Annotated in this window: 21 protein-coding genes, 1 tRNA gene, 1 pseudogene and 1 riboswitch; of the genes and pseudogenes, 11 read left to right on the top strand and 12 right to left on the bottom strand. The window is 62.6% G+C overall.

Going from position 1 to position 21,991, the window contains the following annotated elements; all coding sequences use genetic code 11:
• Positions 1-9: 9 nt before the first annotated feature.
• Both hlyD and L1P05_RS11100 read right to left on the bottom strand, forming a co-directional pair.
• Positions 10-999 carry a secretion protein HlyD gene (gene hlyD, locus L1P05_RS11105; RefSeq protein WP_012849159.1) on the bottom strand — a complete coding sequence of 330 codons (990 nt, stop codon included), beginning with the start codon at positions 997-999 and terminating at the stop codon, positions 10-12.
• Positions 996-1,715: a CerR family C-terminal domain-containing protein gene (locus L1P05_RS11100; RefSeq protein ID WP_012849158.1), complete on the bottom strand. Its 720-nt coding sequence runs from the start codon at positions 1,713-1,715 to the stop codon at positions 996-998. Before L1P05_RS11100 ends, hlyD begins: the two co-directional genes overlap by 4 nt.
• A gap of 246 nt (positions 1,716-1,961) precedes the next feature.
• Here L1P05_RS11100 and rhlE point away from each other — a divergent pair, with 246 nt between their 5' ends.
• Complete coding sequence (gene rhlE, locus L1P05_RS11095; protein WP_012849157.1) at positions 1,962-3,284, top strand: ATP-dependent RNA helicase RhlE; 1,323 nt, start codon at positions 1,962-1,964, stop codon at positions 3,282-3,284.
• A 79-nt stretch (positions 3,285-3,363) separates the two neighbouring features.
• On the opposite strand, the gene L1P05_RS11090 is transcribed toward rhlE, so the two are convergent.
• Entirely contained in the window at positions 3,364-3,717 is a 354-nt protein-coding gene (locus L1P05_RS11090) for a helix-turn-helix domain-containing protein (protein ID WP_015461890.1), read from the bottom strand.
• A 374-nt stretch (positions 3,718-4,091) separates the two neighbouring features.
• Here L1P05_RS11090 and corR point away from each other — a divergent pair, with 374 nt between their 5' ends.
• From corR to L1P05_RS11065, 5 genes are all read left to right on the top strand, one after another.
• Entirely contained in the window at positions 4,092-4,763 is a 672-nt protein-coding gene (corR, locus tag L1P05_RS11085; RefSeq protein ID WP_012849154.1) for a copper stress response transcriptional regulator CorR, read from the top strand.
• Positions 4,764-4,801: 38 nt separating this feature from the next.
• Positions 4,802-4,877: riboswitch (Fluoride riboswitch) on the top strand.
• 89 nt (positions 4,878-4,966) lie between these two features.
• Entirely contained in the window at positions 4,967-5,857 is an 891-nt protein-coding gene (locus tag L1P05_RS11080) for a DHH family phosphoesterase (protein ID WP_012849153.1), read from the top strand.
• Between the two features lie 14 nt (positions 5,858-5,871).
• The gene (locus tag L1P05_RS11075) at positions 5,872-6,291 is read left to right on the top strand and encodes a universal stress protein (protein WP_012849152.1); all 420 of its coding nucleotides are present in this window, start codon (positions 5,872-5,874) and stop codon (positions 6,289-6,291) included.
• A gap of 15 nt (positions 6,292-6,306) precedes the next feature.
• Positions 6,307-7,593: a phosphopyruvate hydratase gene (eno, locus tag L1P05_RS11070; protein WP_012849151.1), complete on the top strand. Its 1,287-nt coding sequence runs from the start codon at positions 6,307-6,309 to the stop codon at positions 7,591-7,593.
• 270 nt (positions 7,594-7,863) lie between these two features.
• Positions 7,864-8,772: a GGDEF domain-containing protein gene (locus L1P05_RS11065; protein WP_012849150.1), complete on the top strand. Its 909-nt coding sequence runs from the start codon at positions 7,864-7,866 to the stop codon at positions 8,770-8,772.
• Between the two features lie 150 nt (positions 8,773-8,922).
• On the opposite strand, the gene L1P05_RS11060 is transcribed toward L1P05_RS11065, so the two are convergent.
• The 3 genes from L1P05_RS11060 to L1P05_RS11050 form a co-directional block, all read right to left on the bottom strand.
• A tRNA-Pro gene (locus tag L1P05_RS11060) sits at positions 8,923-8,999 on the bottom strand.
• Between the two features lie 187 nt (positions 9,000-9,186).
• On the bottom strand, positions 9,187-10,944 hold the full coding sequence (yejM, locus tag L1P05_RS11055; protein WP_012849149.1) for an LPS biosynthesis-modulating metalloenzyme YejM: 1,758 nt from the start codon (positions 10,942-10,944) through the stop codon (positions 9,187-9,189).
• 40 nt (positions 10,945-10,984) lie between these two features.
• Positions 10,985-11,212: a YejL family protein gene (locus L1P05_RS11050; protein WP_012849148.1), complete on the bottom strand. Its 228-nt coding sequence runs from the start codon at positions 11,210-11,212 to the stop codon at positions 10,985-10,987.
• Positions 11,213-11,383: 171 nt separating this feature from the next.
• On the opposite strand from L1P05_RS11050, the gene yejK reads away from it, so the two are divergent.
• Positions 11,384-12,388 carry a nucleoid-associated protein YejK gene (gene yejK / locus L1P05_RS11045; RefSeq protein WP_012849147.1) on the top strand — a complete coding sequence of 335 codons (1,005 nt, stop codon included), beginning with the start codon at positions 11,384-11,386 and terminating at the stop codon, positions 12,386-12,388.
• 98 nt (positions 12,389-12,486) lie between these two features.
• Here yejK and rplY read toward each other — a convergent pair whose 3' ends face one another.
• The 3 genes from rplY to L1P05_RS11030 form a co-directional block, all read right to left on the bottom strand.
• Positions 12,487-12,771, bottom strand: coding sequence for a 50S ribosomal protein L25 (gene rplY / locus L1P05_RS11040; RefSeq protein ID WP_012849146.1), 285 nt, complete (start codon positions 12,769-12,771; stop codon positions 12,487-12,489).
• 137 nt (positions 12,772-12,908) lie between these two features.
• A complete protein-coding gene (gene radD, locus L1P05_RS11035) occupies positions 12,909-14,669 on the bottom strand; it encodes a DNA repair helicase RadD (RefSeq protein WP_012849145.1) in 1,761 nt (586 codons plus the stop codon).
• The gene (locus tag L1P05_RS11030; protein ID WP_012849144.1) at positions 14,669-14,911 is read right to left on the bottom strand and encodes a YecH family metal-binding protein; all 243 of its coding nucleotides are present in this window, start codon (positions 14,909-14,911) and stop codon (positions 14,669-14,671) included. Before L1P05_RS11030 ends, radD begins: the two co-directional genes overlap by 1 nt.
• Before the next feature lie 248 nt (positions 14,912-15,159).
• Between L1P05_RS11030 and rsuA the strand changes: the two genes are divergently transcribed.
• The 3 genes from rsuA to L1P05_RS11015 all read left to right on the top strand — a co-directional run bounded on the left by rsuA (position 15,160) and on the right by L1P05_RS11015 (position 17,601).
• Entirely contained in the window at positions 15,160-15,867 is a 708-nt protein-coding gene (gene rsuA / locus L1P05_RS11025; protein ID WP_012849143.1) for a 16S rRNA pseudouridine(516) synthase RsuA, read from the top strand.
• Between the two features lie 61 nt (positions 15,868-15,928).
• Complete coding sequence (locus tag L1P05_RS11020) at positions 15,929-17,071, top strand: Bcr/CflA family multidrug efflux MFS transporter (protein ID WP_231295909.1); 1,143 nt, start codon at positions 15,929-15,931, stop codon at positions 17,069-17,071.
• A gap of 182 nt (positions 17,072-17,253) precedes the next feature.
• Complete coding sequence (locus L1P05_RS11015; RefSeq protein WP_034167927.1) at positions 17,254-17,601, top strand: YejG family protein; 348 nt, start codon at positions 17,254-17,256, stop codon at positions 17,599-17,601.
• 32 nt (positions 17,602-17,633) lie between these two features.
• On the opposite strand, the pseudogene L1P05_RS11010 reads toward L1P05_RS11015, so the two are convergent.
• Positions 17,634-19,397 (bottom strand): annotated as a pseudogene (locus L1P05_RS11010) (extracellular solute-binding protein); the annotation flags it as partial.
• A gap of 243 nt (positions 19,398-19,640) precedes the next feature.
• Here L1P05_RS11010 and rlmF point away from each other — a divergent pair.
• Positions 19,641-20,570 carry a 23S rRNA (adenine(1618)-N(6))-methyltransferase RlmF gene (gene rlmF, locus L1P05_RS11005; RefSeq protein WP_012849140.1) on the top strand — a complete coding sequence of 310 codons (930 nt, stop codon included), beginning with the start codon at positions 19,641-19,643 and terminating at the stop codon, positions 20,568-20,570.
• Positions 20,571-20,612: 42 nt separating this feature from the next.
• Here the strand turns inward: rlmF and glnQ are convergent, their stop codons facing one another.
• Positions 20,613-21,335 (bottom strand): glutamine ABC transporter ATP-binding protein GlnQ, encoded by a 723-nt coding sequence (gene glnQ, locus L1P05_RS11000; protein ID WP_012849139.1) that lies wholly within the window; start codon positions 21,333-21,335, stop codon positions 20,613-20,615.
• Positions 21,332-21,988, bottom strand: coding sequence for a glutamine ABC transporter permease GlnP (glnP, locus tag L1P05_RS10995; protein ID WP_012849138.1), 657 nt, complete (start codon positions 21,986-21,988; stop codon positions 21,332-21,334). Before glnP ends, glnQ begins: the two co-directional genes overlap by 4 nt.
• Positions 21,989-21,991: the final 3 nt, after the last annotated feature.

Below are 21,991 nucleotides of genomic sequence, written 5' to 3'. Positions count from 1 at the left end.
TCGGCTCCGCTAGCGCTGCGCCGGGGCAAAGCGCAGGGTGACCGGCATTCCCTGGCGCAGCGCATCGTCGGCGTCGTTGACGATCACGCGCAGGCGATAGACCAGCGCGGTGCGCAGCTCCGGGGTTTCCACGGTTTTTGGCGTAAACTCGGCGGTCGGGGAGACGAACCCGATGGTGCCATGGTAGGGCTGGCGGCGGCCGTCGATATACAGGTCGATTTGGGTACCGGGAATGGCCTGGTTCAGGTGGGTCTCGTCGACATAGGCGCGCACCCAGACCGGGCGGGTCAGGGCAACGCTGAATACCGTGTTTCCGGCGGCCAGCATGGTGCCTGGTTCGACGGCGCGGGTCATTACCGTACCGGCGGAGGGCGCGAACAGCGCGGTGTCGTGCAGGTTCAGCTCGGCCTGCGCCTGAGCGGCCTGGGCCTGCTGCAGCTGAGCCTGGGCCTGTTCTATCTGCTGCGGGCGGTTACCGGCCTGGTACTGCGCCAGCTTATCGCGTGCCTGCTGCAGCTGGGCGCGCGCCTGGTTGCGGTTGGTGCGCGCACTGTCCAGTTCGTTGGCCGATACGGCGCGGCTGGCCCACAGCCCCTGCTGACGATCGAGGAAGCTCTGGGCATAGCGGTAGTTGGCGTCGGCCTGGGCGACGGCCGCCTGGGCCTGGGCTATCTCTTCGCTACGGTAGCCGGCCTGCAGCAGCGCGAGGTTGGCCTGCGCGGCGGCGGCGTTGGCGCGTGCCTCGTTCAGGGCGTTGACATAGGGGGCGTCATCCAGTCGACCCAGCAGCATCCCCGGTTTTACCGCGGCACCCTCATCGACGCTCAGGGATGCCAGACGGCCGCTGACGCGGAACCCGAGATCGACGGTGCGGATATCGACGTTGCCGTACAGCGTCAGCGGCTGATCCTGTTGGCTACGGTAGTAGTAATATCCCGCGGCGGCCAGGGCAACCAGTACGACGCCGATGACCACGCCTGTGATGCGCCTTTTATTCATGATGTTTTCCTCACGTTCCCGACGGCGCCGCGTTGACGCAGCCCGTTCATCAGCAGCTCGGTGTGCAGCTGCACGACCTCATGGATCGCCTGCGCCTGGGCCGGGCCTATCTGGGGCCAGCCGGTGCGGTTCAGTATGGTTTCACGCGCCATGCGAAAGGCCAGCACCTGGCCGAGCAGCGCATGGGTGTGCAGCGCCGCCGTTGGCTGCGTCGCGTCTAGCCCGGCATAGCCGGCCACCAGATGGGTCATCAGGGTGTGCAGCGGCGAAATAAACTGATCGTGCAGAATGGGCGAGGCGGCGCTGGGCAGCATCTGCTCCCGAGAGATAATCTGGCTCAGGTGCAGGGTCTGCGGCTGGGTCATCAGGTGACACAGGTGAGCGATGGCGCGCTGGATCAGCGCCAGGTAGGCCTGCGGCGTTGCGTCGGACCGACTCAGAAAGCGCTCACACTCCGTGCGCAGGGGGTGAAAGCTGGCGTTAAGGGTATCGGCAATCCACTGGGCGACGGCCAGATAGAGCCCCTGCTTGGAGTGAAAGTAGTAGGTGATGGCGGCGATATTCTGCCCAGCGGCCAGCGCGATATCGCGGGTGGTAGCGCCCTCCAGTCCCCGCTGTGCAAACAGGGTCAGCCCGGCATCGATCAGGGCCTGGCGCGCCTGTTCGCCGCGGGGCGTTGCGCTGGCCAGCGCCTCGTTGGCGCGGGGCGTTTTCATCGCGACCTCGTTAAAAGTCAATCATATGATTGATTAACTTTAGGCGCTTTTTTCGCCGCTGTAAAGCGGATGACGGGAGCGCAATGGGGAGCAGACAGCGCGGGCGTATGCTGTTACACTGTACGCCAATTATGTACCTGCAGTTTGTGCCTGTCCTCGTGGTAATTCTTGCTTTGCCTCGTCTGATACGCCTGTCCGGAAACTGCATCCCTGTAGCACAGGGAGCGGGCGGGTCTGGAGTTTTTCATGTCTTTTGATTCCCTTGGCCTGTGTGCCGAACTGTTACGCGCTGTGGAAGAGCAGGGCTATCGTGATCCGACCCCAATCCAGCAGCAGGCCATTCCCCTGGTGCTGCAGCGTCGCGATCTGATGGCCAGTGCCCAGACCGGCACCGGTAAGACCGCCGGCTTTACGCTGCCGCTGCTGCAGCTGCTGCACCAGAATCCCAAAAATGGTAAGGGACGCCGCCCGGTGCGGGCGCTGATCCTGACGCCGACCCGCGAGCTGGCGGCGCAGATCGGTGAAAACGTACGCGAGTACAGCCGTCATCTGCCGCTGCGGTCGCTGGTGGTGTTCGGCGGCGTGAGCATTAACCCGCAGATGATGAAGCTGCGCGGCGGCGTGGATGTGCTGGTGGCGACGCCGGGGCGTCTGCTGGATCTGGCCCATCAGAATGCGGTGGATCTGTCTCAGGTCGAGATCCTGGTGCTGGATGAAGCCGATCGGATGCTGGATATGGGCTTTATTCACGACATTCGCCGCGTGCTGGCTCGCCTGCCGGCCAAGCGGCAGAACCTGCTGTTTTCCGCCACCTTCTCCGATGAGATCAAGGCGCTGGCGGCGTCGCTGCTGCATAACCCGGCCGAGGTGGAAGTGGCGCGCCGCAATACCGCGTCAGAGCTGGTGACGCAGCACGTGCATCTGGTGGATAAGAAGCGTAAGCGCGAGCTGCTCTCTTTCCTGATCGGCACCCGGGACTGGCGTCAGGTGCTGGTTTTCACCCGTACCAAGTACGGCGCTAACCACCTGGCGGAGCAGCTGAATAAAGACGGCATCAGCGCGGCGGCGATCCACGGCAACAAAAGCCAGGGCGCACGTACCCGCGCGCTGGCGGACTTTAAGAGCGGTGATATTCGGGTGCTGGTGGCGACGGATATCGCCGCGCGCGGCCTGGATATCGATCAGCTGCCTTACGTGGTGAACTATGAGCTGCCCAACGTGCCGGAGGACTACGTGCACCGTATCGGCCGCACCGGGCGGGCCCAGGCGACCGGTGAGGCGCTGTCGCTGGTCTGCGTGGATGAGCATAAGCTGCTGCGCGATATCGAACGCCTGCTGAAGCGCCCGATTCCGCGCATGGCCATTGAGGGCTATGAGCCGGATCCGACCATTAAGGCTGAGCCGATTCAGAATGGCCGCCAGGGTGGGCGTCAGAACAGCGGTCGTACGGAGCGTCCGGGGCAGGGGCGTCGCGCGGAGGGACCGCGTAACGCGGCGCCGCGTCAGGGGCAGAATCGCCGCCCGCGCCGTCCGGCCGAGCAGGGTAAAGGGCGTACCGAAGGGCGCTAAGCCATTCGGTGTGTCAGAATAACCCGTCGCGGAGACAGTGGTGAGACTGTGTCTGCGACGGGCCGATCGCCGCCGCCGTTCAGGCGGCGCGATCCAGCGGTTTTCCCGCCGTCACCTCTTTCTTCCATACGCCCGGCGTCACGTCAAAGCGCCGCTTGAAAGAGCGGGTAAAGGAGCGTTGGGAGTCAAAGCCCATCGACAGGGCGATGTCGAGAATCGAACCCTGGCAGACTTTTAGCCGACGGGCCGATTCATCCAGCTTTTTATTGCGGATATACTCCCCCAGCCGAACGCCGGTGTGCGCTTTAAACATGCGCTGCAGGTGCCATTTGGAGTAACCGGCGCGTGCCGCCACGTCGTCAAGGGATGAGATAGCGGCAACGTTGCTGTCGATCCAGGTGCGCAGTGCGCTGATAAAATCGGTATTGTACATGGCAATCACCTTACTTTTTTGTGCGATGGTCGGTGACACGGCGCGGGCGGGCATCGCCTGGGGACATGAATGCGTTGACGTGTCATCACGGTTACGATCGCAGTGACGCTATGGTATACGGCGTCGTTTATCTATTATTTTAACGATCGTTAATTTAATGGTAATTCCGTCGCCAAAGCGGCGTCAACACTTTTTATTAACGCTTATTAATAAATTTGTTAACTCTATGTTTGTTAACAAAAAGATATTGATGTCCGCGCAGGGCGTCCGCGTCCCTTTTTCCGCCTGCACTCCCGGTGCGCCGCGGTTTGCATATTCAGGGGCGGAGGGCTACCTTTAGCGTGAGATCCAGTCAGTGAGGTGTAGAAAAGGGAATGGCAACTGAACATACATCCTGTAAGCGCGCCGGGCGCGGCCGTCCAAAGGTGTTTGACAGGGAAGTGGCGCTGCGTAAGGCGCTAGAGTTGTTTTGGCGTCAGGGCTATGAAGCCACCTCCCTTGCGGATCTGGTGGAGGCCACCGGTGCCAAGGCGCCGACGCTGTACGCCGAGTTTGAGAACAAAGAGGGGCTGTTTCGTGCCGTGGTGGAGTACTACACCGCCTGTAACGAGGACAAGTACGACCGTCTGCTGTTTAACGTGACGCTGCCGCTGGCCGAGACGATTCACAACTACCTGAGCGTGACGGCAAACTGCTTTACCAGCGGCGATACGCCCAGCGGCTGCTTTATCATCTGCGCCTCGATGGTGCAGACCCGCTGTTCGGATAAGGTCAGCCAGGTGCTGAAGAGCCGTCAGCCGGTACAGGAGGCGATGCTGGCCCGTTTTCTCCAGCTGCGTCAGGCGCAGGGAGAGCTGCCGGCGCACAGCGACGCACAGGGGCTGGCGCGCTACCTGTGCTGCGTGATCCAGGGGATGTCGGTGCGGGCTCGCGAAGGCGCTGACTGCGCCGATCTGCAGGCGATCGTGGCCGCGACCATGGCGGTATGGCCCGCGCTGTGCGACGCCTGTCGGCGGCCGGAGCCCGCCGGCGGACACGCTTTGTAATACTCTCTCCCTTGCCATCGCCCGGCAAAACGGGTTAGCTAACCCCGAGTGATGGCGTGCCACCCCTATTCCAACCGCCGTAATCTGATTACGGATGATGACGCCTGATGACAACCGTTCCACGGGAACGGCGGCATCAGTGCTGCTTTTTTTTCTGCGCTTGTGCCTACTCCCTGTGGCTATTCGATCGTGACGGAGGAGAGATGATCTACGTTTTTGGCCATAAATACCCCGACAGTGACAGCATCTGCAGCGCGCTGGTGACCGCCCAGTGGCTGACGGCGCGCGGCCTGCCCGCGACGGCCTGGCGCCTGGGCGAGATAAACCATGAGACGGCCTATATTCTGCAGCAGGCCGGGTGTGATGCGCCGGCGCCGCTGACGGAGCCGCTGGATGGCCGGGATGTTTGGCTGGTCGATTTCAGCGACGCCGAACAGGGGCCCGCGGGGCTGACGGCGTGCCGTCTGCTGGGGCTGATCGACCACCACCGGCTAGGCTCGTTGACCAGCGCCGACCCGATCGATGCCTGGATCCGCCGGGTGGGCAGTACGGCAACCCTGCTGTGGCAGATCATGACCCAGGAGTACGCCATGGTGCCGGATCGGCGCCAGTCCACGCTGCTGCTGGGCGCTATTCTGAGCGATACCGTCGGCCTGATTTCTGCTACCACGACCGAGGCGGATCGCCGCGCGGTCGCCGCGCTGATCCCGCTGAGCGACCTCGATGATAAGACCTTCCTGGATGGCCTGCTGGCGGCAAAGACCTGCCTGGATGGCTATACCCCCGAGGGGCTGCTGGAGAAAGATCTCAAGCGCTTCGTGGTTGGCGCCTATACCCTGGAGGTGGCGCAGCTCGAGGTCGCCTCGCCCACGCAACTTTCCGACCAGCTGGCACCGTTGCTGGCCTGCATGCGACAGCGCTGCCGCGAGCAGGCGCTGGACTACGTGATGCTGGCGGTCAGCGATATCCGTCGCCGTCATACCGACCTTTATCGCGTCGCCCGCGACGGTACGTCGCTTCCCGTACAGGCGCTGCCCGGCATGCTGAGCCGTAAGAAAGAGATCCTTCCTTGGATCGGCGCCCACCTGATGTGAAATGAGGTTTCCCAATGAAAATATATCACCATGTTCTGGTTTTGATTCATGGCCGCCACGACGGTGAGCGGCTGCTGCCGCATGCCTGTCAGGTTGCCCGGCAAAACGATGCCCAGCTGACGCTGGGGCATATCAGCGGCGATCTGGCCGCGCTGCGCGGCATGCTGGATGTCAATCTGACGCGGATGGAGCAGCAGAGCCTTAATGATGCCCGTCAGGTGCTGATGTCGCTGGTGCACCAGCAGGACTACCCGATCGATGCCGAGCAGATCGTTTCCATGGATGCGCTGGACGATCTGCGTGAGTTCGTTACCCGTCAGCAGGTCGACTTATTGATGCTGGGTCACCATAATCGCGCGCTGGCCAAATTTGTTTCTACCTCGTTCGATTTTATCAATGGTCTTGAGACCGACGTTCTGGTTAAACACCTTTAAGGGCGGGAGGACAGCATGAGCTTTTTAATCGAGAGTCTCGTGGCTCGGGAGATCCTGGATTCGCGCGGAAACCCGACGGTAGAAGTGGATGTGATGGCGCAGGGCGGCGCATGGGCGCGCGCATCGGTGCCCTCCGGCGCCAGCACAGGATCGCGCGAGGCGGTAGAGCTGCGCGACGGCGATCCGGGACGCTTTGGCGGTCGCGGCGTGCTGCGGGCGATCGCGCACGTTAACGGCCCGATCCGCAGCGCCCTGCAGGGGATTGACGTGCGTGAGCAGGCGGCGCTGGACGCCCGCATGCTGGCGTTGGACGGCAGCGATAATAAATCGGCGCTGGGGGCCAACGCGATTTTGGGCGTCTCCCTGGCCTGCGCGCGCCTGGCGGCCCAGCTTACCCAGCAGCCGCTGTATCGCTATATCGGCGGTCTGGGAGCGACGCTGCTGCCGGTCCCCTGCATGAATATCATCAACGGCGGAGTACACGCGCGCTGGCAGGGGGCGGATTTTCAAGAGTATATGATCGCGCCCTGGGGCGCATCATCGCTGCGCGAAGCGGTACGCTGGGGCAGCGAGGTTTACCAGGCGCTGCGTCAGGTTCTGCTGGATGCCGGCCTGAGCACCGGCGTCGGCGATGAGGGCGGATTTGCGCCGCGCGTCAGCTCGAACCGTGAGCCTCTGGCGCTGATCGTCCAGGCCATTGAACGTGCCGGCTATCGCCCGGGGGAGGATATTGTGATCTGCATGGATCCGGCGTCCAGCGAGTTCTATCAGGATGGGCGCTACCATCTACGCAGCGAGGGGCGTCAGCTCGACGCGCAGGAGATGACCGATTACTATGCCACGCTGCTGGATGCGTTCCCCATCGTGCTGCTGGAGGATGGACTGGCGGAAAACGACTGGGAGGGGTGGCGTCACCTGAATGCGCGTCTGGGACAGCGGATTGAGCTGGTGGGTGACGATCTGTTTGTCACCAACGTACGCTATATCCAGCGTGGCATCGATGAGGCGGCGGCCAACGCGGCGTTGATTAAGCTGAACCAGATAGGCAGCCTGAGTGAGACCATCGCCGCGGTACAGCTGTGCCATAGCCATGGCTGGGGCACCTTTATCTCTCACCGCAGCGGTGAAACCGTGGATAGCTTTATCGCCGACATGACCGTCGGGCTGCGCGCGGGCCACCTGAAAACCGGCGCGCCGTGCCGCGGCGAACGGATTGAAAAATACAATCAGCTGATGCGCATTGAAGATGCGCTGGGGGCCGCGGCGCAGTTTGCCGGCAAACGCGCCTTTACCCACGCCTAATCATCTCTCTCTCTGCGGCGTGGCGTCCGTCACGCCGCCCGCGCCTTCTTCCCGTGCTTCCCAGCCCAGGGCGTCTTCCCACCGCGCTCGCCTCGCCGCGCGCAGATGAAAAGAGGTTGTCAATCTGCGGCTTGCTAACTATAGTTATCATGATAGAGTTTAACTAAATATATATAATAATTTCAATAGATTAAAAGTGTATCTAACGGTTACTCCACCATGAGGCTGCAGGGGATGAGGGATCTTTTCGGCGACAGGCGCCAGCGTTCCATGGCGGAATATAGCGATTCGATGCTGCCGCGGCGCGGCTTTACCCGGCTGCGGGCGCTGTATCTGCTGTCGCTTGCACTACTGCTGCTGCTGCTGGTCATGCTGCACCTGCTGTCTCTGCCGCACTATCCGGCACAGCGCTTTAATGGTTTTGCCTTTTCGCTGGAGCTGGTGGAGTACCTGACCGTCTTGCTGATGCTGGTCGCGGTGCAGTTTTCCGCGCTGGATCGCCGCTCCTATTGGGTGTTGAACGGCGGTCTGACCCTGTGGATACTGAGCGGGGTGCTGGATCTGCTGGATGAGATAGTCCAGCAGCCGGTGTGGCTCGGTAATCTGGAGGACGTACTGCGCGCTATCGGCATGGTGATGTGCGCCTGGGGCGGCATCTGTACCCTGCGTTACCTTGCTCGGGTGCGGGGGCGGCTACGCTACCTGGCGCTGTTTGACGACCTGACCGGGCTCCCCAACCGGCGCCATTTTTACTCCAGCCTGATGTCGCAGCCGCTGCCGCGTCACTTCTCTCTGTTTATCATCGATCTTGACCACTTTAAACAGATTAACGATGAGTTTGGCCATGCCGTCGGCGACCGGGTGCTGTGTCAGTTTGGCCGCCTGCTGCACAGCGAGTTTGTCGGCTCGGCCTTTCCGGCCCGCATCGGCGGCGAGGAGTTTGCCGTGATCCTGGAGAGCGAGGATCGGGCGTGGCTAGAGGCGCGTGCGGCGCGCTTGCAGCAGCAGGCCAGCATGGTGCGGATTACCGAGCAGCGTGGGCTGACCGTAAGCATCGGCGTGGGGATCTATGCGGCCGGTGAAACGCTGGCGCACTTTGTGGCGCGGGTGGACGGTGCGCTGTATCAGGCTAAAGGGGCCGGGCGTAATCACTATCGCTGGAGCCCGCCGCCGCCGTGAGGCCGCGGCGTCGTTCGCGGGCCGAGTTGGACGATGGAGATATGGCCAGGATCGCGGAAACGCGGCGGGTGCCGCTGTAGAGGGGAGTGCGCCCACAAAGATGCAGACGTAAAAAAACCAACCGCAGAGGTTGGTTTTTTTAGGGAATTTTGGTCGGCACGAGAGGATTTGAACCTCCGACCCCTGACACCCCATGACAGTGCGCTACCAGGCTGCGCTACGTGCCGAACTGGTTGTGTATACTACCTTTTTTTCTGACATTTGCAAGCCGTGATCGCACCGTTTGCCGTTGTTTTAGGCAATCGGCCGCCTTTTGTCGTGGTATTGCGCGATGGCGCGATATTTTCCCTGCGCCGCGCCCGGTTTGGTGCTCATCGATAGCGCGGATCGCACTCGGCGTGGCTCGACACACGGCTAGTTGGCAATAAAGCGCTTCACGTCGGTCAACACCTGTAGCAGCAGGGGTAGCTGCAGCCGTTCGCCCGTCAGCTCACGGTTGTCGCGATCGTAGGCGCGGTAGGTGCCGTTACGGTTGAGCACGATGGTTTGCTGCGGGGTAACGATAACCAGATCGCCGCCGTTGCCCAGCGTCAGCCAATCGTGACGGCGCACGGCGGCAAACAGATCCTCGCCCTGGGTGTAGTTGGCGGCCCGGCTGTCGACGTGCAGCAAACGCTGCATCAGGGTCGCCATGATATCTTCATGATTGGTCATCTTGGCGATGGACTGCGGCGAGGTGCCCGGCCAGTGGATGATCAGCGGCACCTGCAGTCGGGCGCGGCTGTAGTCGCCGCCGGCGCGATCCTCGCCGTCCAGCGCTACGCCGTGGCTGCCGGTGATCACCACCACGGTGTTCTTCAGCGCCTGGCGTGCGCGGAGGGCGTCGAGCATTGCCGCAATCTGACCATCCAGCTGCTGGGCCGCGCGCTGATAGCGGCTGGCCGACAGCGTTCCGCCGTCGTCCGCGGCGGCGGCGCCGTTCAGATTGACGTAGGCAAACCACGGATGGGTGGAGGTCTGGGTATCCAGCCAGGTTTCCCACTGCCGCACCGTAGCGGCATCGCTCTGTTTCTGCGGCGCGGGCAGGGTAAAGTCGCTGAACAGCGCCTGGCGATACAGCGGCGCCTTGAAGCCGTCCGATGAGAACAGGCCAAACTGATAGTGCTGGTGCGCCAGCGCGCCGATCAGCGCCGACGACTTACGCCCGGCCAGAATACTGTCCAGGTAGCTGGGCGAGATGCCGTAAAACAGGCCAAACAGCCCGCTGTCGACGGCGTTGCCGGTGCTGTAATGGTGGGTAAAGCGCAGGTTCTGGGCGCCGAAGGCAGCCAGCGCCGGCATGGTCTGCGGCAGCGCATCGGCCCGCAGGCCGTCGGCGACCACCACCAGCAGGTTGAGCCCGGCGCCTTTATCGCTGTAGCTCAGCTCGCCCAGCGGGTACTCGATGGCCAGCGCCTCTGGATTACCGGTGCGGATCAGCCGTTCCTGATAGGCCTGCGCGTTTAACAGCCCGTGTTTTTCCAGGAAGCGTCGCGCCGTCATCGGATAAGAGAGCGGCAGATTGGCGCGCTGCATGGTGATGGGGCGGTAGAAGTTGGCATCCGCCCAGATGTAGATCAGGTGCGAGGCCAGGAATGAGACGATAAACACCAGCGCCAGCGGCTTGCCAAAGGTTTGCCGGTTGAGGCTACGCAGCTTTTGCCAGCTCCAGGTGCCGAACAGCATCTCGATCAGAAACAGCACCGGCACACAGATAAACATCAGCTGCCAGTCGCGGGAAAGCTCCCCCTGCGCGGGGTTGACGACCAGCTCCCAGACCAGCGGGTTAAGGTGCAGGTGGAAGCGGGTGAAGACCTCGGAGTCGATCAGCAGCAGGGTCAGCCCGGCGGTGGCCAGCGCCGCGGAAAGGAAGCGCAGCAGACGCTGCGACATCACAATAAAGGTTAACGGAAACAGCGTCAGCAGATAGGCGGCAAACCCCAGAAAGCTGAAGTGGCCGAGCCAGCTGACGATGGCATAGATACGCCCGGCCAGGGTCGCTGGCCAGTCGGCAATAAACAGATAACGGCTGCCCAGCAGCAGCGCCAGCAGAATATTGAACAGGGCGAACCAGTGCCCCCAGCTGATCATCTGGGAGACTTTTTCACGATAGCGCTGACGGTTCGTTACCATAAATTCTGTCTGTTTCCGTCGAATCTCTGTACCCGAAGGGTCAGTGGGCTTTATCTTCCCGAATGGAAGCCTGCAGCGCATCGGCAAAGGAGCGAGCGATCATGCTGCGCTGCGCCGGTGCGACGCTGGTGTTAATCAGGTTAGTTACCATATTGCCCAGCACCATCAGGGAGAGATCGGTGGGCGCATGCTGCGATTCTAATACGTTAACCAGTTCAGAGAGCAATTGTTCAACGCGCTGATCGCTGTAACGGGATGATTGTGGCATAAAAAGTGACCGTCGATGACTTACAAAGTCAACCATATTACCCGATAGGCGCGTGATTTTCTGCTCTTTTATGCACGGGGAGGCGCAGCGGCGGACAAAGGCGCTTGCGGGTGCCCGACAACGGTGCTTGAATACGCGCCTGTATCAGGCTGAGGACAACAGGAGCAAACAATGAGTCTGGATCTGGAGAACATCGCACTGCATCAATTGGTTAAACGCGATGAGCAGCAGTTGGATGTGGTGCTGCGCGACTCGTTGCTGGAAAAGAGTGCCGCCGTCGATGAGATGATGGCGGAGCTACACCGGGTCTACAGCGCCAAAAGCAAGGCGTATGGCACCTTTAACCCGGAGAGCGAGCTGGCGCAGGCGCTGACTCACTACCGCAAGGGAGAGGATAGCTTCCTGGAGTTTAGCCGTGCGGCGACCGGTCGCCTGCGCGACGAGCTGGCCAAATATCCGTTTGCAGAGGGCGGGATCGTGCTGTTCTGCCAGTATCGCTATCTGGCGGTAGATTATCTGCTGGTCGCGGTGCTCAATAACTGCAGCAGCATGCGGGTGAACGAACGACTGGATCTGAGCACCACCCATTACCTGGACATTATGCATGCCGACATCGTCGCGCGTATCGATATGACCGAATGGGAGACCAACCCGCAGTCCCAGCGCTACCTCTCGTACCTGAAAGGGCGGGTTGGGCGCAAGGTAGCCGATTTCTTTATGGATTTTTTAGGCGCCCAGGCGGGGCTGGATACGAAGGTGCAGAACCGCGGCCTGCTGCAGGCGGTGAGCGATTACTGTAGCGAAGGTCAGCTGGATAAAAACGAGCGCCAGGCCTGCCGTCAGCAGGTGTATGATTACTGTAACGAACAGCTGCAGGCGGGGGAGGATATCGCGCTGGAGGCGCTGTCGCGGGAGATCCCCAGCGTTGGGGAGATGGACTTTCAGCAGTTCACCGCCGAGCGCGACTACGCGCTGGAGGAGAGCTTCCCCGCGGATCGCAGTACGCTGCGTCAGCTGACCAAGTTTGCCGGCAGCGGCGGGGGACTGACGATTAACTTTGATGCCCTGCTGCTGGGGGAGCGTGTCTTTTGGGATGCGCAGACCGATACCCTGACGATCAAGGGGACTCCGCCTAACCTGCGCGATCAGCTGCAGCGTAACGGCGGCGCGCGTTAGCGGCGAAGGGCGCGAGCAACGCGCCTTTTTCCCGCGAGAAGCATAAAAAAAACGCCGCAGAGCGGCGTTTTTTTTTATCATCTGACGCGAACGGGCGATTAAGCGCGAACGAAGTCGATGTGCGTGATTTTCGGCTTGTACGGATGACGCTGTACCGCCTGAATCTTCACTTTGATCTCTTTGCCGTCAACGGACAGCGTCAGAATGTCGGTGTAGAAACCGTCTTTTTCAGACATGTTCATGGTGGTGTCGTGGTCCAGGGTAACGGACAGCGCGGCTTCGCTACCACCATAAACGATTGCCGGGAATTTGCCGGCGGTGCGCAGGCGGCGGCTCGCACCCTTACCCTGCTCGTTACGTACTTCAGCGTTGATCGTGAACATTGATCTATCTCTTTAAAAAAATGAAGCCTGCTACAGGCGACCCAGCAGCAGACGGGATATCGTGCGCCAGTCTTAGGTTAACACCCTTAACAAGGCGGGCGGCATTCTAGCCGATCCGCGCAGGGACGGCAAATAAATTAGCCGCGCAGCTGGTTCGCCTTGCGAAAACGCCCCTGATAGTCAAATACTTTTTGCCGAACCTGCCAGAATTGGCCCCGGCGGCGCGCCACCACAAAGTCGGGTGCGCGCAGGGCATCCCGCTGCGCCACGATATCGGCCGCCCGCTGCCAGATCAGCTCACAGCCCGGCGCCCGCTGGTGCGGGCGGAGAAAGAGCTGGGCAAAGGCGGTGCGCTGGGCCGGGGTGGTCAGGCGGAAGCGCTCGCTGACGTCGGCACCGTCCTCGTCGTAGTAGGTGATCTGCAGCCACTCGCCCTTGGCATCCTCCCCGCAGCGCAGCTGCATGCCGCCGCAGCGTAGCACCAGCGCATCTTTCAGCCTCAGCGCCGCCTTCAGCATATCGTCAGCGTCGACCAGCAGCGCGGCGCACTGATGGCAGCGGCGGGCGGCGATATCGTTTTCCGCATTGCACTGCGGGCAGTTTTTAAAGCGGAATCGATAGTCGCACTGCTCGCGTTGCCCTTCGTCGTCTTCGAAATAACCCTGGCAGCGCCGCCCGTAGTGCTCGACGATACGGCCCTGCTCGTCACACTTGCCCCAGAAGGTATTGGCAAAGCCACAGGCGGGGCAGAACACCTGTACCGGCTGGCTGTCGCCGTGGGGCTTGCGGCTGCCGACTTCGGGCGTATAGAGATCGTGTGGGTTACCGGCGTAATCGAGGATCAGACAGTCCTGTTTGCCGTCGCACAGGCGCAGGCCGCGCCCGACGATCTGCTGGTATAGACTGACGGACTCCGTCGGCCGCAGGATAGCGATCAGATCCACGTGCGGCGCGTCAAAGCCGGTGGTGAGCACCGCCACATTGACCAGGTAGCGCAGCCGCTGCGCCTTGAAATCGCGGATGATCGCGTCACGATCGTCATGGGGCGTCTGCGCACTGATCAGCGCCGCGCAGCCCGTCGGCAGCAGGCCCAGTACCTCCTGGGCGTGTTCGACGGTGGCGGCGAAGATCATCACGCCGCGCCGGGTGGCCGCATACTCCTCGATCTGGCTGACGATGTGCGGCGTAATGCGCTGCTGATCGCGCAGCTCTCTATTGAGATCCTCGGCGCTGAAGAGCCCGGCCTCCGACGGCTGCAGACGGCTGAAGTCGTACTGTACCACCGGCATGTCCAGCCGCTCCGGCGGCACCAGAAAGCCATGGCGGATCATATAGCGCAGCGGCAGCTCGTAGATGCAGTCCTGAAACAGACACGCCTCGTCGCCGCGCACCATGCCGTGATAGTGGTAGCGGTAGATCCAGCCCTTACCGAGGCGGTAGGGGGTCGCGGTGAGCCCGAGTAGCCGCAGCTGTGGGTTATGGCCGCGCAGATGCTGCAGTATCTGTTGGTACTGTCCCTCCTCGCTATCGCCGATGCGGTGACACTCATCGACGATCAGCAGGGAGAAGGCGGCATCGAAGTCGGAGAGATTGCGGGCGACCGACTGGACGCTGCCAAAGACCACTTTGGCCTGGCTGCCCTTTTGCTTCAGCCCGGCGGCATAAATGTCGGCCTCAAGCCCCCAGGCCTGGTATTTCGCATGGTTTTGGGCCACCAGCTCTTTAACGTGGGCCAGCACCAGGACTCGTCCGCGCGCCAGGCGGGCCAGTTCGGCGATCACCAGGCTTTTCCCGGCGCCGGTCGGCAGCACGATCAGCGCCGGCTCTCGGTGACGTCGGAAGTGGGCCAGCGTGGCATCGACGGCCTCACGCTGGTACGGCCGCAGGGTAAAGGCCATCAGTGGCGGCAGATTTTATCCGCGCGGGTGGTAAAGCCACCTGCGGCGGGGACAAACTTACCGCGTTCGGCCAGCAGATCCACCAGCTCGGCGGCGCTGAGATCCTCCGCGGAGCAGGTGTGAAAGCGGGCATCGGCGCCGAAGCGCTGGCCAATGGCGGCGATCAGGGCATCGCGGGTATAGGACGTATCGCTGGCAAGCATCATGCGCATGACGTCGTGGCCGTGAATGGATGCGGACATAGTGTGTAACCTCGGAATCGAAGGGGAACGTTGGGTGTCCGCGCGGCGGACGGACTCCAGTTTACCCATCGGGCGCGGGAGATCCAGCCTAGCGCGTCGCTTCCTGCGCGGCGATGGCTGGCGATAGGGGCCTTATGGTAGACTGCGCGATCTAGGTTCGCCGCGGCAGCGGGAGATGCCCGCGCTCGGGACAACGCCGCGGACGATATCGGTTTTTATTTCGCCTTGGTTATAACAGAGCAGGTTTCATGAGACTGGACAAATTTATTTCCCAGCAGCTGGGGATCAGCCGCTCACTGGTGATCCGCGAGCTGCGGGCTTCGCGCGTCACCGTCGATGGTGTCGTCTCCCGCAGCGGGTCGCTGCAGGTCACGCCGGATCAGGAGGTTGCCTATGAGGGCAACGTGCTGGCGTTTATCACCGGACCGCGCTATTTCATGCTGCATAAGCCCGAAGGCTACGTCTGCTCGACGGACGATCCGGATCATGCCACCATTCTCTACTTTATCGATGAACCGATGGCGGAAAAGCTGCACGCCGCCGGGCGTCTGGACCTGGACACCACCGGCCTGGTGCTGCTGACGGACGACGGGCAGTGGTCTCACCGCATCACCTCGCCGCGCCACCACTGTGAGAAGAGCTATCTGGTGACGCTGGAGCAGCCGCTAGCGCCGCAGACTGCGGCGCAGTTTGCCGAGGGAATTTTGTTGAACGGTGAAACGGATCTGACCAAGCCGGCGCAGCTGGAGGCTTTCGACGAGCATCATGTCCGTCTGACCATCAGCGAAGGGCGCTATCATCAGGTGAAGCGTATGTTCGCCGCCGTGGGCAACCGGGTGGTGGGGCTGCACCGCGAGCGTATCGGTGCCATTGCGCTGGATGCGGCGCTAGCGCCGGGCGAGTACCGCGCGCTGAGCGACGATGAGGTGGCCAGCGTAATGGCCGCGAAGGCATAAGGAGCCGGGCGTGCAAAACGGGTCTCACCTGAGGCTTATCCTGATCTTGGGTCTGCTGTCGATGCTGATGCCGCTGGCCATCGACATGTACCTGCCCAGTTTGCCGGTCATCGCCGCGCAGTTTGGCGTGTCCGGCGGCGATGTGCAGATGACCCTGAGCGCCTATACGCTGGGCTTTGCCTGCGGACAGCTGTTTTACGGCCCGCTGGCCGACAGCGTGGGGCGTAAGCCGGTGATCCTGTTCGGTACCCTCCTGTTTGCCCTGACCGGGGCCGCCTGTGCGCTGGCGCACAGCATCGATCAGCTGATTGCCCTGCGTCTGCTGCATGGGCTGGCGGCGGCAGCCGCCAGCGTGGTGATCAACGCCCTGATGCGCGATATGTTCAGTAAGGATGAGTTTTCGCGCATGATGTCGTTTGTGGTGCTGGTGATGACCATCGCCCCGCTGCTGGCGCCGCTGCTGGGCGGCGCGCTGATGCTGTGGTTTAGCTGGCACGCCATTTTCTGGGCGATGGCGGCGGCGGCGCTGCTGGCGACGCTGCTGGTGGCCCTATTTATCCGCGAGACGCTGCCGCGTGAGCGGCGTCAGCCGTTTCGGCTGTATGCCACCCTGACCAATTTTGCCGCGCTGTTCCGCCACCGTCGCGTGCTGTGCTATATGCTGGCCAGCGGGTTTTCCTTCTCCGGGATGTTTTCATTCTTCAGCGCCGGCCCCTTTGTCTATATCGACCTGCACGGCGTCTCCCCGCAGCATTTCGGCTACTATTTTGCCCTGAATATTCTGTTTCTGTTTCTGATGACCCTGATTAACAGCCGTAACGTGCGTCGCTACGGTGCGCAGGCGATGCTGCGCGTTGGGCTGCTGGTGCAGTTTGTGATGGGAGCCTGGCTGGTGGCCTGCGTGCTGCTGGCGCTGGGATTTTGGCCGCTGGTGCTCGGGGTGGCGGCCTATGTCGGCTGTATTTCCATGGTGACCTCCAACGCGATGGCGGTGATCCTGGATAACTTTCCCCACATGGCGGGGACGGCGGCCTCGCTGGCCGGCACCCTGCGTTTTGGCCTCAGCGCGCTGATCGGGGCGCTGCTGGCGCAGATGCCGATCGTCTCCGCCTGGCCGCTGGCCGGGTCGATGGCGCTGTGCAGCACCCTGGCAATGGCGCTCTTTCTGTATGCGGCGCGCGGCGTACGACCTCTGGCGCGCTGACGGCGCAAGGGCTCGCCCGCCGTCGGCGCGGCGAGAATATCGACAATGTTGGTGATATGTAATCAATTCTGATGAAATTAATCGCTGTCAATCGGTTATTTGCGCGAATTTACGCGATTCAGCATTTACGGTGTGAGTTTTTTGTGAAAAAATTGTGCCGTGTTTATCATCAGGGTATGAACGTGAACAATCTCCAGCTGTCGATAGTTCATCGGTTGCCGCAGCGCTACCGCTGGGCGTCTGGGCGCACCGGCGTCCAGGTCGAGCCGATTCCGGATCCGGAAGCGCAGGGCGCGGCCAACCGGCTGATCGGCCTGAAGCTGTTGAGTCAGCGCGGCGAGAGTGCCTGGCAGGTGATGCGCGATATGTACCTTTCCCTGCAGGAGATGCCCGTTGCCTGCACTATCGTTGCGCTTGACGGCGAGCCCTGTCTGTTTGTCGATCCAGAGGATGAGAGCACGGTGATGTGCCGTCTGAAGAATGACGGAGTGGCCATCGCAGAGCCTATCGCGGCGCACGCGTTTCTGTGACATCGTCGGCCCCTGCGCTCCCCTGCGCTCCCCTGCGGCGGCAGACGCGCCGCGCGATTGACGTCATACCACCAAGAATCCAATCCCAGACCGTAGCGCGGCCGCTGCGCCGGCATCGCAAATCGGTTCCAATAGGCGAGATGCCGGTGGTCGGAATACCACAGCGGCAGCATAAACGCATTCCACGTTAAGACCCTGTCCAGCGCCCGACCTAACGCCAGCAGCGCATCGGGTGAGCGCTGCTGCGCGGCGATGTGGGCCAGCAGCGCGTCGACCGCGCCATCGCGGACGTTGGCGATATTGCCGCGGCCATCGGCGTAGCGGGATCCCCAGCGCACCCGCAGCGCCGGGGAGGGAAAGGGGGTCGCCGGGTAGATCAGCGGGATCATGCCGAAGGCATGGCGGCGAGCCAGGCGGCTGAACTGGCCGCGCGGCGCCGCGCGGATCTGCATATCGATCCCCAGGCGGGCCAGGCTATCGCGCAGGGGGACGACATAGTGTAGCCGACTGCCGTACGGCAGCAGCAGGGTGAAGACAAAGCGCCGTCCGTCTACCTGATTGACCAGCCATGGGCCGTGACGACGCCAGCCGGCCTGGGTCAGCAGCGCCTGGGCTCGCCGCAGGTCGGCCAGGGTATGCTCGCCGCTCGGGCGGTAGCGATACAGAAAGACGGCGGCCGGCACCTCGCCTTTGAGGGGGGCGAGCCAGAGCAGCTCCGCGGCGCTGGGATAGCCGTGCGCGGCGTAGGGGGTGTTCTGGAAATAGCTGTCGGCGCGTCGGTAGTCGCCGTGGTAAAGGCGGCGGTTGAGCGTCGGAAAGTCGAAGGCCAGCGAGATGGCTTCGCGTACCCGACGGTCGCGGAACAGGGGAAGCTGGTTATTGAACGCCAGCCAGCGGGTTGCCTGGGCGGCGTGGCTGCGAAGATCGGCCTTGACGATCTCGCCGCGGGCTACGCGGCGCTGGGGGTATTGGCTCGCCCAGCGAGCCGGGGAGGTCTCCAGCCACACATCGATCCGATCGTGCAGAAAGGCCGCCTGCGCCGCCCGTTGGCTGGGGTAGTAGGTATAGTGCAGGGTATCGAGGTTATAGCGTCCGCGGTTGATCGGCAGATTGGCCGCCCAATAGTCGGCCAGTCGCTGATAGGTGACGCTGTGGCCCAGGCGGTAGCGGACGATGCGATAGGGGCCGCTGCCGATGGGCGGCTGGCGGAGAGGATGACGCAGCGATCGTTGATGCCAGGCGTGCTGCGGCAGGATCGGCAGCTGGGTCAACAGCGCCAGAATGCGCGCCTTGTCGGAGAATGGCTGCTCAATGCGTATGGTCAACGGCGAGAGGGGGCGCAGGGTAATGCCATGAAAACGCTGACGAAAGGCCGCGGGGCCCTGGGTCATCAGCGCGTGAAAGCTGAACGCGACGTCCCGGGCGGCGATCGGCGTGCGGTCCTGAAAGCGGGCGTCGGGGTTGATGGCCACCTCAGCCCAGCGGAAGCGGCGATCGTAGCGGATCGAGGCACCGATCAGCGGATAGGCGCTATCGAGCTCATCGGCGGAGGGGCAGAACAGGGTATCGAACAGCCGTGCGCTGCGGATGGCCGGGGTGCCGTACGCGGCGTAGGGGTTAAAGTTGTCATAGCTGCCGATAGCGGCCAGGCGCAGGGTACCCCCCTTGGGCGCGGCGGGGTTGGCATAGTCAACGTGGCTAAAGCCCGCGGCGTATTTGGCCTCGCCCCGAAGGGCGATGGCGTAGCGTTCGTCGATGGTGTCCGGCTGCGCCGCCGCACAGAGCAGGGGCAGCATAAGTCCCAGTATCGAACCGAGCAGGGCGGGTAAGCGCATGGGAAACGGGCTCCAAAACCGGTGACCGCAGGCGATCGCGGCGGTGCCGGGCGCACGGTTGCGAGATCGATGCGGTCACTCTCCGAGTGCGCAGTATACGCCACCCCGCGACGGGTTGCAGAGGGAAAGCGCAGGAGGGTAGGTGTCCGGCGCTGAAATGGGTATACTTGCCGCCCTGTTTGAGCGACTCCCCCGAAGTGAATCATGAACCATAAGCCAGTCACGCCGCCGGATCGGCGCCAGAAAGCGGGCCTGCACCCGCGTAACCGCCACCATGGCCGCTACGATATGGCGGCGCTGTGCCGGATCTCTCCCGCGCTGGGAGACTTTGTTCGAGCGACGCCGAACGGCGGCGAAAGCATCGACTTCGCCGATCCGCAGGCGGTTCGGGCGCTCAACCGGGCGCTGCTGGCGCAGGACTATGGCATCGCGCACTGGGATATTCCCGCGCAGTTTCTCTGTCCGCCGATCCCGGGTCGTGCCGACTACCTGCACTATCTGGCCGATTTGCTGGCCAGCACCCGCGCCGACGGCGCTATTCCGCGCGGCGCGCAGACCTGCGTGCTGGATATCGGCACCGGCGCCAACTGCATCTACCCGCTGCTGGGGCAGGCCGAATACGGCTGGCGCTTTACCGGCAGCGATATTTCGGCGCAGGCGCTGGCGGCCGCGGCGGCCATCATCCGGGCCAATCCGGCGCTGGGAACGCGGATTCGCCTGCGTCGTCAGCGTCAGCCGCAGGCGATTTTTCAGGGGATTATCAAGGCCGGGGAGTACTACGCCGCGACGATGTGCAATCCCCCCTTTCACCGCAGCGCGGCGGAGGCCGCCGCGGGCAGTCAGCGGAAGCTGACCAACCTGGGGCTGCGGCCACCGCAGGCGGCGATGCTAAACTTTGGCGGTAAGGCGGATGAGCTGTGGTGCGACGGCGGTGAGCAGGCGTTCATTCTGCGGATGATCGCGGAGAGCCGCGCGTTTGCGACGCAGGTGGGGTGGTTTACCTCGCTGGTCTCTCGGCGAGAGACGCTGCCGGCGCTGCGCAGGGCGCTGCGCGCAATCCCGGTGAAGGAGATGCGTGAGGTGACGATGGCGCAGGGGCAGAAAGTGAGCCGCTTTATCGCCTGGCGATTCTGAGTGCGCGCCGGGGCCACCCGCGCGGGCGGTCCCGGCGGACGATCACGCGACGTGCTGCAGAAACTCGCGCAGACGCTCGTTGGGCGGCGTCTGGATCAGCTGCTGCGGGCTGCCGTCGGCGCTGATACGACCTTTATCGACGAAGATCAGCCGCGACGCCACCTTTTCGGCAAAGCCGATTTCATGCGTGACGATGACCATGGTCATGCCCTCCTCCGCCAAATCTTTCATCACCGTCAGCACCTCATGGCGCAGCTCGGGGTCCAGCGCGGATGTCGGCTCATCGAACAGCATCAGCTTGGGCTTGACCGCCAGCGCGCGGGCGATCGCCACCCGCTGCTGCTGTCCGCCGGAGAGCTCCGACGGATAGTGATGGGCGCGTTCGGACAGCCCCACTTTGGCCAGCAGAGTGCGCGCGCGCTGTTCGGCATCGGCCCGGCTCATGCCGCGAACCCGGATGGGGCCGAACATGACGTTTTCCAGCGCGGTCAGGTGGGGGAACAGATAAAACTGTTGGAAGACCATCCCGGCCTCCTGGCGGATCAGGCGCTCATCGACCTTGGGATCGTTGACGTCCATACCGTCCACCAGCAGCTGACCGCGGCTGATGACCTCCAGCTTGTTGATGCAGCGCAGCAGGGTCGACTTTCCCGAGCCGGAGGGGCCGATGATCACGACCACCTCACCCGGCTGAATACGCAGGTTGATATCGTGCAGGACGGCGGTCTGACCGAAGCTTTTATCGACGTTTTTAAATTCAATCATATGATTTTCAATCTTTTTTCAAGACGGCGTAGGACAAAGCTCAGGGCCAGCGTCATGATCAGGTAGATCACGGCGACGGCGCTCCAGATTTCCATGGCGCGGAAGTTTCCGGCGATGATTTCCTGTCCCTGACGGGTCAGCTCGGCCACGCCGATGACGATAAACAGCGAGGTATCCTTGATGCTGACGATCCACTGGTTTCCCAGCGGGGGCAGCATGCGGCGCAGCGCCAGCGGCATGATCACGTAGCGCAGGGTATCGCGGCGGGAGAGGCCCAGAGCCAGCCCCGCCTCGCGGAAGCCGCTGTGGATGGAGAGCACCGCGCCGCGGGTAATCTCGGCGATATAGGCGCCGGAGTTGATCATGATCGTGATGACGGCGGCGCTGAAAGGGTCGATACGCAGCGGCATCATCATCGGCAGGGCGAAGTAGATAAACATCACCTGAACCACGATGGGGGTGCCGCGGATAAGCTCGATAAACACCAGGGCGATGTGGTTGCTTAGCCAGCCGCCGAAGGCGCGCGCGAAGCCGGCGGCCAGGCCGATGATCAGGCCGCCGAGCAGCCCCAGCACCGAGATCCAAAGGGTGAGTTTGGCGCCTTCCAGCAGCAGCGGGATGGCATCCCAGATGGCGCTCCAGTCAAACTGCATGTT

The organism is Edwardsiella piscicida, from assembly GCF_021733145.1.
Taxonomy (GTDB): domain Bacteria; phylum Pseudomonadota; class Gammaproteobacteria; order Enterobacterales; family Enterobacteriaceae; genus Edwardsiella; species Edwardsiella piscicida.
The sequence above is the reverse complement of the archived record's forward strand: the minus strand, read 5'-3'. Positions and strand labels throughout refer to the sequence as shown.